Annotated in this window: 10 protein-coding genes; all 10 read left to right on the top strand. The window is 40.2% G+C overall.

Features of this window, described 5'->3' with window-relative positions:
* Window positions 1-6 precede the first annotated feature (6 nt).
* Window positions 7-2,172: a type IV pilus secretin PilQ gene (locus AC1PJP_RS10375; protein ID WP_323739876.1), complete on the top strand. Its 2,166-nt coding sequence runs from the start codon at window positions 7-9 to the stop codon at window positions 2,170-2,172.
* A gap of 11 nt (window positions 2,173-2,183) precedes the next feature.
* Window positions 2,184-2,753, top strand: coding sequence for a shikimate kinase AroK (gene aroK, locus AC1PJP_RS10370; RefSeq protein ID WP_004789808.1), 570 nt, complete (start codon window positions 2,184-2,186; stop codon window positions 2,751-2,753).
* Between the two features lie 28 nt (window positions 2,754-2,781).
* Window positions 2,782-3,864 (top strand): 3-dehydroquinate synthase, encoded by a 1,083-nt coding sequence (gene aroB / locus AC1PJP_RS10365; protein ID WP_479766930.1) that lies wholly within the window; start codon window positions 2,782-2,784, stop codon window positions 3,862-3,864.
* Window positions 3,865-3,880: 16 nt separating this feature from the next.
* The gene (locus AC1PJP_RS10360; RefSeq protein ID WP_479766929.1) at window positions 3,881-4,759 is read left to right on the top strand and encodes a hypothetical protein; all 879 of its coding nucleotides are present in this window, start codon (window positions 3,881-3,883) and stop codon (window positions 4,757-4,759) included.
* A gap of 461 nt (window positions 4,760-5,220) precedes the next feature.
* Window positions 5,221-9,696 carry a glutamate synthase large subunit gene (gene gltB, locus AC1PJP_RS10355; protein WP_171067762.1) on the top strand — a complete coding sequence of 1,492 codons (4,476 nt, stop codon included), beginning with the start codon at window positions 5,221-5,223 and terminating at the stop codon, window positions 9,694-9,696.
* A gap of 69 nt (window positions 9,697-9,765) precedes the next feature.
* Window positions 9,766-11,187, top strand: coding sequence for an FAD-dependent oxidoreductase (locus AC1PJP_RS10350; RefSeq protein WP_004789801.1), 1,422 nt, complete (start codon window positions 9,766-9,768; stop codon window positions 11,185-11,187).
* A gap of 173 nt (window positions 11,188-11,360) precedes the next feature.
* Complete coding sequence (locus tag AC1PJP_RS10345; protein ID WP_479766928.1) at window positions 11,361-12,248, top strand: metal-dependent hydrolase; 888 nt, start codon at window positions 11,361-11,363, stop codon at window positions 12,246-12,248.
* Window positions 12,249-12,378: 130 nt separating this feature from the next.
* A complete protein-coding gene (locus AC1PJP_RS10340) occupies window positions 12,379-12,969 on the top strand; it encodes a LemA family protein (protein ID WP_003653797.1) in 591 nt (196 codons plus the stop codon).
* A gap of 24 nt (window positions 12,970-12,993) precedes the next feature.
* Window positions 12,994-14,076: a TPM domain-containing protein gene (locus tag AC1PJP_RS10335; protein ID WP_479766927.1), complete on the top strand. Its 1,083-nt coding sequence runs from the start codon at window positions 12,994-12,996 to the stop codon at window positions 14,074-14,076.
* Window positions 14,070-14,630 carry a TPM domain-containing protein gene (locus AC1PJP_RS10330; RefSeq protein WP_479759941.1) on the top strand — a complete coding sequence of 187 codons (561 nt, stop codon included), beginning with the start codon at window positions 14,070-14,072 and terminating at the stop codon, window positions 14,628-14,630. Before AC1PJP_RS10335 ends, AC1PJP_RS10330 begins: the two co-directional genes overlap by 7 nt.
* Window positions 14,631-14,878: the final 248 nt, after the last annotated feature.

Genomic DNA, 14,878 nt, shown 5'->3' with positions numbered 1-14,878 from the left:
CAGACAATGAATCACGTATTCCGTCAGTTTTCTATGGGGGCTGTAGCCATTGCACTTATGCAGGTTGCCTCTGCACAGGTCAGCATGACCAATATTGTACCAACGCAAATTGCAGGTCAGGGTACAGAAATTCGAGTTATGTTTAATGGTTTACCACCACAACCACAGGCATACCAACTTGAAAATCCTTCACGTTTGATTTTGGATTTTAATAAAGCTCAGCAGACTTTAACACAGTCAAAAGTAGCAATTGGTACAAATGAAGCAAGCTCAGTTGATGTAAGTTCTGATGATCAGCGCTCACGTTTAACTGTAAATTTAAAAGAGGCAGGTGCGTTTACAACGCGCATTGAAGGCAATACTTTTATTCTAAAGATTAATTCAGCTCAAGCAGCTATTAAGCCTTTACCAACCACGACAGTACAGCCGCAAGGTGTCTCAAATATTGGCTTTCAGCGCGGTGGTCAAGGTGAAGGATTAATTGTTATTGATTTATTGGGAAGTAATACCCCTGTTGATGTTCAGCAACAAGGTAGCAAAGTCGTAGTGAGAACTCTGGGCTCTAAAATTCCTACCCATTTGGCTAAACGTTTAAATGTGAACGATTTTGCAACTCCTGTTTCTACCATTGAATCTTATAACGAAAAAGGCAATGGTGTTATTACGATTCAATCTACTGGTAGCTATGAATATATGGCTTATCAAGCGGAAAATAAACTCACCATTAGCTTAAAGCGCCCTCAGGATAAAAACGTAACTTCTTTATATAAGACACCTAATTACTCTGGTAATAAGCTTTCTCTTGATTTCCAAGATATTGAAGTCCGTCGCGTTTTACAGTTACTTGCCGATTTTACTGGCATTAATATGGTGGCCGCCGATAGTGTTCAGGGTAATATTACTTTGCGCTTGAAAGATGTTCCGTGGGATCAGGCACTTGATATTATTTTAAAGACCAAAAATCTTGATAAACGTAGAAATGGTAATGTTATTTGGATTGCGCCTGTTACGGAATTGATTAAGGCTGAAGAAGAAGAAGCAAAAGCTGTCGCTCAAAGTGTCAAACTCGCTCCTTTGCAAACTGAGTATATTCAACTTAAATATGCTCAAGCACAGGATATTATGGGTTTAATTACTCAAGGTTCAAATAATAGCAATGGTTTGCAGCGAACTTCCGCTGGTGGAACATCAACTTCTACTAACTTAAATACGGGTGTTGATAGTTTAGGAAATAACGTAGGAAGTTTATTGAGTCCACGTGGAACAATTACTCAAGATGATCGTACCAATACCTTGATTATTAACGATACAGCTCAGTCGATTGATCAAATTCGTAAAATGATTGATTTACTAGATGTGCAAGTTAAGCAAGTCATGGTTGAGGCACGTATTGTTAGAGCATCTACTTCTTTTACCAAAGAACTTGGTGTTAAATGGGGAATATTATCGCAAGGAATTACCAATAATAATAACTTGCTGGTTGGTGGTAGTGAAACAACCTTATGGAATTTAAGAAAGCCAGAAAAAGACAGTACAACGGGTGGTTATACATATACGATTGAACGTCCAGATAACTTAAACGTCGATTTAGGGGTAACCAATCCGGCTGGAAGTATTGCCTTTGGTTTGATTAGCATGTCTGATTTTATGCTTGATCTTGAACTTTCAGCATTACAAGCCGATGGTTATGGTGAGGTTATTTCTACCCCTAAAGTGATGACAGCAGATAAACAGCCAGCGAAAGTTGCGACAGGTCAGCAGGTCCCTTATCAATCTACAACGAACTCTGCTGCAGGCTCAACTGCTACAACCTCATTTAAAGATGCACTGTTAAGCTTAAATGTGACACCAAGTATTACACCTGACGGTAAGATCCAAATGAAATTAGATATTTCGAAAGATTCTGTTGCTGGTGCTGCTCCTAATGGCGAGTTAATTTTAAATAAAAATCAGATTAACACCAATGTATTGGTTAATAACGGTGAAACAGTCATTTTAGGGGGGGTGTTTGAGCAGACGACAACTAACTCACAAACCAAGGTTCCTTTCTTCGGTGATATTCCTGTACTTGGGCATTTATTCAGAAAAGATGTGAAATCTGATGATAAACAAGAGTTACTGATTTTCGTTACTCCACGAATTGTTAATGACACTTTGGTGAGAAATCATTAATATATTTTTTAATGAAAGCAATTGAAATAGGTGGCGCCTTGCCAAGCAAAGCGTTTGAAACCCTGCCAAATATTTATTTGGTGGGGCCCATGGGGGCAGGAAAAACAACCGTTGGACGTCATTTAGCCGAAATATTAGGGCGTGAATTTTTAGATAGTGATCATGAAATTGAACGCAAAACAGGGGCTACTATTCCTTGGATTTTTGAAAAAGAAGGGGAATTCGGATTTCGTGCTCGTGAAACCATAGTGTTGAATGAGTTAACTTCCCGTAAGGCTTTGGTTTTAGCAACAGGCGGTGGTGCGATTACTCAAGCACCCAATCGTGAGTTTCTAAAGCAGCGTGGTATAGTTGTTTATCTTTACACTCCTGTGGAATTACAATTACAACGAACTTATCGCGATAAAAACAGACCTCTATTACAAGTTGAAAACCCTGAACAAAAATTGCGAGATCTGTTAAAAATACGTGATCCTTTATATCGTGAAGTTGCTCATTACACGATTGAAACCAATCAGGGTGCTGCACGCGATCTTGCTCAAAAGATTCTGCAACTTATTTTGTCTAACACGCTAAAATAGCCAAACTTACTCGTGGTTTAATAAACTCATGCAAACTTTACATGTTGAATTAGGCGAACGCCGTTATCCTATTTTTATTGGCAGTCAACTTGATCCTAAACAGTTGCTTGAACCTTATATTCATGGTCAACAGGTCATGATTGTGAGTAACGAAACGGTCGCACCTTTATATTTATCTCACTATCAAGAAGCATTACAAAGTTTGGGTAAAACTGTAGCTACATGTATTTTGCCCGATGGTGAAAAATATAAAGATATTCAGCATTTAAATTTAATTTTTGATGCACTTCTTGAAGCTGGTTTTAACCGAGATTGTACGGTTTTAGCTTTGGGCGGTGGTGTTATTGGTGATATGGCTGGCTTTGCATCAGCTTGTTTTCAGCGCGGTGTTTATTTTGTTCAGGTTCCAACTACGCTCCTTTCACAAGTAGATTCAAGTGTAGGTGGTAAAACTGGTATTAATCATCCACTGGGTAAAAACATGCTGGGCGCATTTCAGCAACCTCAAGTTGTTTTGGCTGATATGGCTCAACTCGACACCTTACCGGATCGAGAGTTGTCTGCTGGATTATCAGAAGTTATTAAATATGCCTTGTTAGGCGACGCTGATTTTCTTGTTTGGTTAGAGCAAAATATGGATGGGTTGATTGGGCGAGATGCTGATCTTTTAGCAGAAGCTGTTTACCGTTCATGTGCTCATAAAGCCCGTATTGTTGCAAACGATGAAAAAGAGCAAGGCGAAAGAGCCTTACTCAACTTAGGTCATACGTTTGGTCATGCTATTGAATCTTATCTAGGTTATGGAACTTGGTTGCATGGCGAAGCAGTAGCTACCGGCATGGTTATGGCAGCTGATTTATCACAGCGTTTAGGCTGGATTTCAAGTGATGATGTAGAGCGTACAAAAAAAATTATTCAACGCGCTAATTTGCCGATATCATGTCCAAAAATTCCATTGGATGAATTCCTTGGATATATGGCACATGATAAAAAAGTCCTCAATGGTCAATTACGTTTAGTGTTGTTAAAGCAACTTGGACAAGCGGTAATTACTAAAGACTTTGATGTTGAATTCATGAAACAAGCTATTTTGGCAAATCAACACGGATAATAAATTAAGGTAACACATGACTGTATCACGTACACTTTGGCAGAATGTTCAACAATATATCTGGTTGGTGGGTGGTATCGTCTGCTTGTTTCTGGCTTTTCTTTTCTGGGTAATGACGGATAGCAAGAAGCTTGTAGAAGTTGAAAAAGCTGCCGATTCAGAAGCACCTGTGCAAATTCAGCCAGAAAAAGTAGCAACAACGGCTAACTTAGGGGCTTTAGCTGATGAAGTTAGGCCTCTTGATTTAACGACTCGTACGGTTGCTTCAGGTCAGCATGAGGCAGAGTTCCGCGGTACAAAATTTATTAACGAAAACAAGAAACAGTGGACGCTTGAGCTATTCCGTGCATCTGATGAAGATATTATTAAAAACTTTTTAAAGAATCGTTCAGACCGAAATAAATTTATCTACTTCCGATTAAGTGGAGAGAAGCAATCTGAACAATATGTTTTGACATATGGTGTATTTAAGCGTTCTGAGGATGCAATTCAGCAGTTAACGCAACTGAATCTTGATTTGCCTGAATCAATTAAGCCACAACCACAACAATTTTCTACTTATGTGCCACTAGTTAATGACTTGGGTGCAGATGAAATGAAAGGTGGAATTAGCCAAACTTATGAAGTGCGTCTACGACCAGCTGCATTGCCTAAAATTGATGAGTCTTTGCTCATGGGTGCAGGTGTAAACGGTGCGATAAGTACGCAGCCGAAAGTGACTGCTCCAGCAACGAACTCTACAACCCGGACGACCATTATTCGTCGGGATGCTGAAGGAAATGTTGTGGATGTACATCAGTCGAATTCTGCAGATGCTTCTAAAAAGACTCAGCAAAATCCTGCAACTGAAGCTACTCCTAAAAATGCAACAAATGAGGGCACAAGAGGGAACTAAGGATAAGAATAATGTGCACAAATATAGTGCAATAACAAAAGAGATATATAATTTTTGATCAAGTGTGGTGCATATTTGGTCATTTATTAAAATGATAGCCTGAATAAAACTGATCTATTTTTAAGAAATATAAACACTTAAGCTACGAAAATTATATTGGCATAGTTTTTGCTTTATTCTTGTGCTTATTAATGTACTGCTAACTATTTTGGCGCTCTAAAGAGTGAAGTCTATGCAGAGTCGTGGGGTCGAGCTGCTTTAAAAGAGTGCGAAATAAGTCAAAACATTTTTCTAGCAAAAACCAGTGTACGTAAAAATGGAACAGCGTATATTGGCTTATCAGCCCAAAATTTTTTTTTGCGAAACATTGAGCTAACCATCGTCCGTAGGCAATATCGCAGAAATAAGTTGTTTGTTTGACGCTCGAAAGAGCCTTATTGAAAGAAGGGTACGCTATGCACATGCCATCGCCTAATACTGTAGCTCCCGCTCAAGGTTTATATCAACCTGATGAGTTTAAGGATAACTGTGGTTTTGGACTGATTGCCCATATGAAGGGTGAATCAAGTCATCATCTTGTAGAAACCGCGATTCACAGTTTAAGTTGCATGACGCACCGTGGTGGTATTGCCGCAGATGGCAAGACGGGAGATGGTTGCGGCTTATTATTGGCGATGCCAAAGCAATTTTTCCGTGATGAAGCAAAAAAACTAAGTGATATTACACTTAGCGAAGTTTTTGCTGTAGGAACGGTATTTTTAAATGTCGATCCGGCATTAGCGCAGCACTCTAAAAATATTTTAACTAAAGAAATCGAGGCTGATGGCTTACGCGTATTGGCTTGGCGTGTTGTCCCTACAAATAACGATGCACTAGGTGAAATTGCACTTCAATCTTTACCTGCTTTTGAACAGGTCATTGTGAACTGTCCAATGGGTGTAACTGAAGTTGAGTTTAACCGTAAACTATTTTTGGCACGTCGTCGTGCAGAACAACAATTACAAAATGATCCGTCATTCTATGTGACTACACTTTGTTCGACAGTGATCAGCTATAAAGGCTTGATGATGCCGGCTGCAATTGCTGAGTTCTATACAGATTTGGCAGACGAACGTTTAAAATCACATATCGTGGTGTTCCACCAACGTTTCTCGACCAACACTTTACCGCGCTGGCCTTTGGCGCAGCCATTCCGTTACCTTGCGCATAATGGTGAAATCAACACTATTACAGCAAACCGTAACTGGGCATTGGCACGTACGCCTAAATTTGAAAACCCATTGTTACCAGGCCTAACTGAGCTTAACCCAATTGTGAACCGTACTGGTTCAGACTCTTCAAGCTTAGATAACATGCTTGAAATCTTGGTTGGTGGCGGTATGGATTTATTCCGTGCATTGCGTATGCTCGTGCCACCAGCGTGGCAGAACGTTGAAACTTTGGATGCAGACTTACGTGCATTCTATGAGTTCAACTCTAAGCATATGGAAGCTTGGGATGGTCCAGCAGGTTTAGTAATTCAAGATGGTCGTCATGCTATTTGTATGCTTGACCGTAATGGTTTACGCCCTGCACGTTGGGTTATTACCAAAAATGATTACATTACCTTGGCATCTGAAATTGGTGTGTGGGGTTATGAACCTGAAGATGTTATTTCTAAAGGTCGCGTAGGCCCTGGTCAAATTTTAGTAGTTGATACTTTAACAGGTAAAGTACTTGATACTAAAGATGTTAGTACTCATTTGAAAAACATGCGTCCGTACCGTGAGTGGTTACGTGATCATGCAATTCGCCTCAATGCCAACCCTGAACTTGAAGAACAATTAGTTGATCAGGGTTTAACTGGCGATGCGTTAAAAGCAGCTCAAAAAATGTTTATGGTGACATTTGAAGAGCGCGACCAGTTGTTGCGTCCTATTGCTGAAAGTGGTCAGGAAGCTGTAGGTTCTATGGGGGATGATACGCCTATGGCTGTATTGTCTCGTCAAGTACGCCATGTGACTGATTATTTCCGTCAACAATTTGCGCAAGTAACAAACCCGCCAATTGATCCACTACGTGAATCGATTGTAATGTCGCTCGAAACCTGTTTAGGTCGTGAACAGAATGTATTTGAGCAAGGTCCAGAGCACGCAGATCGAATCATTATTTCGAGCCCTGTTCTGTCTAACTCAAAAATGCAGCAAATCCGTAGTATTGATCGTGCAGGCTATGCGTCTGTTGACATCAATTTGAACTATGCTGAAGAAGAAGGTTTGCAAGCTGCGATTACGCGTATCTGTGAAGAGGCAGCGCAAGCGGTTCGTGATGGTAAAACTTTAATTGTTTTAACTGATAAAAATATTCGCCAAGGTTTCTTGCCTGCAAATGCAGCGCTTGCAACAGGTGCAGTACATCATTACCTCATTAAAACTGGTTTACGTACTGATGCAAACATCATGGTTGAAACTGGTTTTGCACGTGATCCGCACCAATTTGCGGTATTACTTGGTTTCGGTGCAACCGCTGTTTACCCATACCTTGCATATGACGTAATTAATGATTTGATTGCGAAAGGCGAGCTTTTAGGTGATCCAATCCATGCTCAAGCGAACTTCCGTAAAGGTATTGAGAAAGGCTTATTAAAAGTTCTTTCAAAAATGGGTATCTCTACCGTTGCTTCGTATCGTGGTGGTCAGCTTTTTGAAGCAGTAGGTTTATCGTCTGAAGTGGTAGATCAATGTTTCTTGGGTGTTCCAAGTCGTATTCAGGGTGCAACATTTGCTGATCTTGAAAAAGACCAGAAAAAATTAGCTGCTACAGCATGGTCAAATCGTAAACCAATTGATCAAGGTGGCCTGCTTAAATTTGTGTTTGATAAAGAATATCACGCGTTTAACCCAGATGTGATTAACTCATTACACAAAGCGGTTCGCTCAGGTAAATACGAACACTTTAAAGAATATGCTGAACTGGTGAATAACCGTCCAGTAGCGACTATTCGTGACTTATTTAAGTTAAAAACAACGAACTCGATTCCAGTTGAGCAAGTTGAATCAGTTGAAGAGATCTTGCCTCGTTTTGACTCTGCAGGGATGTCTTTAGGTGCTCTTTCTCCAGAAGCGCATGAAGCGATTGCAATTGCGATGAACACGATTGGTGGTCGTTCAAACTCTGGTGAAGGTGGTGAAGATCCTGTTCGCTACGGCACAATTCGTAACTCGAAAATCAAACAGATCGCATCTGGTCGTTTTGGTGTAACGCCTGCATATCTAACTTCTGCTGAAGTATTGCAAATTAAAGTTGCTCAAGGTGCAAAACCAGGTGAAGGCGGTCAGTTACCGGGCGGTAAAGTAAATGGTTTAATTGCACGTTTACGTTACTCAGTGCCAGGTGTAACACTAATTTCACCTCCACCACACCACGATATTTACTCAATTGAAGATTTGTCTCAGTTAATTTTTGACTTGAAACAAGTTAACCCACAAGCAATGGTATCAGTGAAGTTGGTATCTGAACCGGGGGTAGGTACGATTGCAGCTGGTGTTGCTAAAGCATATGCAGACTTCATTACCATTTCTGGTTATGACGGTGGTACTGCTGCATCTCCACTTTCATCTATTCACCATGCGGGTTCTCCATGGGAATTAGGTCTAAGTGAGGCGCATCAAGCTCTTCGTGTAAATGACTTGCGTGGCAAAGTACGTGTACAAACTGATGGTGGCTTAAAAACTGGTCTTGATGTGATCAAGGCAGCAATTTTAGGTGCTGAGAGCTTTGGTTTCGGTTCAACACCAATGATTGCGTTAGGTTGTAAATATTTACGTATTTGCCACTTAAACAACTGTGCGACTGGTGTTGCAACTCAACAAGATCACTTACGTCAAGAGCACTACATTGGCGAACCAGAAATGCTCATCAATTTCTTCCACTTTATTGCGGAAGAAACACGTGAATGGTTGGCAGCATTAGGTGTGTCTTCATTGAAAGACTTAATCGGTCGTGTTGATTTACTTGAAGTATTACCGGGTGAAACTGAAAAACATGCTCACCTAGATTTAAGTGCATTGTTAACTTCTCATCCATCTGCTGACGGTAAAGCACAGTACTGTGAAGTACAGGGGAATGCACCATTTGATAAAGGTGTGTTAGCTGAGAAAATGGTTGCTGAAATGCTTCCTGCAATTGAATCAAGCGCAGGTGGTCAGTTCAACTTCAATGTTGTGAACTGTGACCGCTCGATCGGTGCTCGTGTGTCTGGTGAAATTGCTCGTCGCTATGGCAACTTAGGTATGGAAGTACATCCAGTAGTGATGAACTTAACTGGTACAGCTGGTCAGTCACTTGGTGTATGGAACGCGGGTGGTTTACACATCCGTCTTGAAGGTGATGCAAACGACTATGTGGGTAAAGGTATGGCAGGTGGTCGTATCTCAATTTTCCCACCAAAAGGTTCACCTTTCCAAACCCAAAACACAGCAATTATTGGTAATACCTGTTTGTATGGCGCAACTGGCGGTAAGCTTTTTGCAGCGGGTACAGCGGGTGAGCGTTTTGCAGTTCGTAACTCTGGTGCATTTGCTGTAATTGAAGGTGCTGGCGATCACTGCTGTGAATATATGACAGGTGGTGTTGTGACTGTACTTGGTAAAGTAGGCCATAACTTTGGCGCGGGCATGACTGGTGGTTTTGCTTATGTACTTGACCTGGACAATGACTTCGTAGATTACTACAACCACGAATTGATTGATTTAAATCGTATTTCAACAGAATCTATGGAAGATCATAAAGAGTTCTTGTTGCGTATTATCGATGAGCATATTAAAGAAACAGGTAGTGCCTGGGCTTATAAAATCCGCAATGAGTTCGATTTCTACAGCCGTAAATTCTGGCTTGTGAAACCAAAGGCTGCTAATTTACAAACGCTTTTGAAAACAACACAAGCTGATCCACAATAATTCCACGACTGCAACGACATAGGCAGGTGCGGACAACAGTGAAAACCGCGCCTACCCACGGAGAGAGACATGGCAGAACGCCTAAATAATGACTTTCAATTTCTGGATGTAGCACGCCAAGATCCAGAGAAAAAAGATATTACTGTCCGCAAAGCAGAATTTGTGGAAATTTATAAGCCTTTTACATCGGAAACTGTTACTAATCAGACTCACCGTTGTTTAGGTTGTGGTAACCCATATTGTGAATGGAAATGTCCTGTACATAACTACATTCCAAACTGGTTAAAACTCATTGCTGAAGGCCAAATTTTCCAAGCTGCTGAGCTTTGTCATCAAACGAACACACTACCTGAGGTATGTGGTCGCGTATGCCCACAAGACCGTTTATGTGAAGGTGCTTGTACCTTAAACGATGGTTTTGGTGCAGTAACCATTGGTAATGCTGAAAAATATATTAACGATACAGCCTTTGCTTTGGGCTGGCGTCCAGATATGTCAGGCGTAAAATGGACTGACAAAAAAGTTGCCATTATTGGTGCTGGCCCTGCTGGTTTAGGCTGTGCAGATATTCTAGCTCGCGGTGGTGTTAAACCAGTTGTATTCGATAAGCGTCCTGAAATTGGTGGCTTACTTACATTTGGTATTCCTGAATTTAAAATGGAAAAAGATGTGATGAAACGCCGTCGTGAAATTTTCACAGGTATGGGCATCGAATTCCGTTTAAATACTGAAATTGGCACAGATGTAACCATTGATGAATTACTAGCAGAATATGATGCGGTGTTTATGGGTATGGGAACTTATACCTACATGAAGGGTGGTTTCCCGGGTGAAGATCTTAATGGCGTTTATGATGCTCTTGATTTCCTAATCTCTAACGTGAACCGCTGCCAAGGTTGGGAAAAAGATCCAAGTGAGTACATCAGTTTAGATGGTAAAAAGGTGATAGTACTTGGTGGTGGTGATACAGCGATGGACTGTAACCGTACTTCATTACGTCAAGGCGCTCATGATGTAACGTGTGCATACCGTCGTGATGAAAGCAACATGCCGGGTTCTGCACGTGAAGTAAAAAATGCTTATGAAGAGGGTGTAAAATTCCTATTCAATCGTCAACCGATCGAAATCGTTGGTGAAAATGGCAAAGTGACAGGCGTAAAAGTGGTAACGACCCAAATGGGTGAGCCAGATAGTCGTGGCCGTCGTAGTCCTGAACCTGTTCCAGGTTCTGAAGAAGTATTACCAGCCGATGCAGTTTTACTTGCATTCGGTTTCCGCCCAAGCCCAGCGGATTGGTTTGGTAACGCGAATATTAATCTTGATGGTTCAGGTCGTGTTGTCGCAGCTGAAAAGCAAGAATTCAAATTCCAGACATCAAACCCGAAAATCTTTGCTGGTGGTGATATGGTACGTGGCTCAGACCTAGTCGTGACTGCGATTTGGGAAGGCCGTCAAGCTGCTGAAGGTATTTTGGATTACCTTGGTGTTTAATAAATTAATGTGTTAAAACACTCAAAAAAGCCTACTTCAAGTAGGCTTTTTTATTGTCTACCATTAGTCACTTTGATGTTTTTGGCAAATATAATAAGCTTTTTTGCCCTTTTTAGCTTTTTAAGCTCACGACATACTCAAAACTTCCTTCTTCAATACAATAGGTGTTGAGTATGAACATCGCAGATATGACGGCAGAAAAATCATATTTAAATCGTCGAAAAGCGTTGGGTATTACAGTGCGTCGTCTTGAATTTAATCCAAAGGCGATCAAGCGGCACTATTTTGCAAATTCACCCCTTATGTCTCATTTTTTAACTGCACTCTCATCAACGTTTCCAGTAGGTGAGCAATTTTTTGTAAATAGCGTACGTAATGTGCGTGATAAAGTTTCAGACCCTCAATTACAAGCGCAAATTGCAGCTTTCATTGGACAGGAGGCTATGCATTCAAAAGCACATGGAGAGTTTAATGAAGCTTGGCGCCGTGATGATTATAATCTGGATAGTTTTCAAAACTGGTTAAATGAGCGGGATAAATACTTAAGAACGATTCCACCTAAGCTGCAATTAGCACTTACCTGTGCTTTTGAACATTTTACAGCTCTCCTTGGAGCATATGTTTTACAACATCCAGAATTGTTAAAAACGTTAGATCAAGATGCATTAAAACTTTGGGTATGGCATGCGATTGAAGAAATTGAGCATCGTTCAGTCGCATTCGATGTCTATCAACATGTATATGGAGATGACCGTATTCGTCGTTTACTCATGCGTAGCGTCACGACTGGGTTTGCGAGTCTGGCTTTTTATGGGACAACTCGTTTATTTTGGCAAGATAAGTGGAATAGCTTACCTAAAATCGGAGGTAATTTATTTGGGGCATATTTGCTGATAAAGATGCTTGTCCAATTAATGCCTGAATACTTTGCATATTACAAAAAAGATTTTCATCCTAGCCAAAAGGATTACGACAAAATGGTGGATTACTGGAAAAGTTCTTTAGCAGAAGAGTATCAAATGACAAGTTTTCAACAAGAAAAAGATCAAAGATTAAGTTAATAGAAAACCGGATTTAAAAATCCGGTTTTTAAAAATCAATAAAATAAAAGCAACACAATAATGCCAAATTCATCATACAATCGAGTAAAGAGGTCAAAAATATAAAGAAAAACTTGAGGATAATGTGACGATGAAAACGTTGAAACAATTAGCGATCGCAACAACGCTTGCCAGTACCTTACTATTTTCGGGATGTGGCTATAACACTCTACAAGTAAAAGATGAGGCAGTAACAGCAGCATGGTCTGAAGTACAAAACCAATACCAACGTCGATCAGACTTGGTGCCAAATCTAGTCAATGTAGTAAAAGGTTATGCTAAACATGAAGAGCAAGTATTAACTGAAGTGACACAGGCTCGCTCGAATGTTGCGGGTTTAAAAGTTGATAAAGAAGTTTTAGAAGACCCAGCTTTACTTGAGAAATATCAACAGGCTCAAAGTCAATTAACAGGGGCATTATCTCGACTTATTGCTGTGTCTGAAAACTACCCAGATTTGAAAGCCAATACTCAATTTCAGGAATTACAAGTTCAGCTTGAGGGAACAGAAAACCGTATCGCAGTTGCACGTAATCGTTATATTACAACAGTGCAAGATTACAACGGATATGTACGCCAATTCCCGCAAGCAGTGACCGCAAAAGTAATTGGTATGCATCCTAAAGCCAATTTCTCTGCAGAAGCTTCTGCACAACAGGCTCCAAAAGTTTCTTTTGATTAATTTTATAAATCAAAGGAGTGCTGTATGAGAAATACTATATTGCTTCAGTCTAAGCAAATTAAGGTCTTTATTACGACCTTAATTATGCTCTGTTGTGGTGTTTTTTTTCAGAATCCAGCATGGAGTGAAAGTAATATTGCAACTGCTACTGACGAGACTGACACAATAGTAGCGGGCAAAATCATTCAAAAACAGCAAAATCAAGCCACTGCGTCTAAGACAGGTGAACAAGCTGCTTCAAGTGTTGCTGCCTCGCCTAAAGTCTCTAACGATATGGCAGACGGTGAATCAATTCGTGGTTTGCCAACTTTAAATCAGCCTGTTATTGATCAAGCTAACATTTTAAGTGAGGCTGAGAAGCAGCAGCTCGACCAAAAAATTCTAAGTTTATACCAACAAGGCAAAGCGCAAATTGGTGTCGTTATTGTCCCAACTACGGGTCAAGAAGATATTTTTGATTATGCATTACGAGTGGGTGAGCAGTGGCAATTAGGTTCAGCTAAACGTGACAACGGATTACTCATTGCAGTTGCGGTAAATGACCGCCGTATACAAATTTTAACTGGATATGGTTTAGAAGGCGTATTGCCTGATATTGTCGCAAGTCGGATTATTCGAAACCAAATTACACCTTATTTTAAACAAGCCCAATATGCACAAGGTTTAAATGCAGGTCTTGATGAAATTGGAAGGATTTTAAATCTTGACCCAGAAGTCGCTCAGCAAGCTGCTCAAGATTTAAAAGAACGCCAACATCAAGCAGCGGAAGAGCAACAAGCTAAACAGACAACCCTGACAATGGCTTTATTTATTCTTGTTGCTGGAATTGTGGGTTCATTTATTGTAGGACGACCTCTTAGTGCATCTACTGCAGGTGTTGCTGCCGCGGTAGCAGGTTTTGTAAATGGCGCAGGTCTAGTGACTAGCTTATTACTTGGTTTTGGAATCTTCTTTTTACTCATTACTTCTATTGCCCAACTTATTTTACAGGCCATTCTAAGTGGTTCTGGCGGCGGTGGACGTGGAGGAGGCTTCGGCGGTGGTGGCGGAGGCTATGGCGGTGGTGGAGGTCGTTTTGGCGGTGGAGGTGCTTCAGGCTCATGGTAACAACATCAGAAACAACACAAATTATTACTCAGCCAAAAATTGAGGAATCTGTAGAGCCAAGCCTAAAACGTTGGTTTAAACATTTATGTTATTTTCCGGCCAGTAGTCGTTATTTTTCAAAACAAGATAAGCAAATTATTGCCGATGCTGTACAGCAAGCAGAACATGGACATGTTGGTGAGATACAGGTGGTAATTGAAGGCCATATTCCATGTTCACAAGCCTATAGACAAAACACGCGTTTAAGAGCACAGCAGCTATTTGCAGAGTTGGGCGTTTGGGATACTGCATTAAATAGCGGTGTATTGTTATACCTAAATTTATGTGAACGTACTGTAGAAGTTATATTTGACCGTGGTATTAGAAATGCGACTAACGATCAGGTCTGGCAGCAGATTTGTGAGTCTATCGTTCAACAGCTTAAACAGAAAAAATATCAGCAAGCTGTCGTGATGGGTGTGCAGCAAATTGGAGATGTATTGTCACATTTTTATGATGAAAACATGCCAGATCAATCCAATGAATTGGGAAATGCTCCAATTATTATTAATTAAGTTATTTTTTAAAAGTTCTATATCTCATAATTTTAAAATTTTATTTCTTAAGGGGATTGACAAAAAATGTCACCTATTTATTTATTTTTAAAGAGGATTTGTTCACAAAATAAATATAAAGTTTGATAAGTTTTGTTTACTTTATTTGATGTGTGATCTGTTATAACCAAAAGTTATGTGACGATTTTTGTCAGTTATTTACAGTGATTTTAGATTAAGTAAATTTTAAAATTAATATAAGTTTTTGT

Source organism: Acinetobacter sp. V116_7, from assembly GCF_056735735.1.
This window is presented reverse-complemented; position numbering and strand designations above follow the sequence as displayed.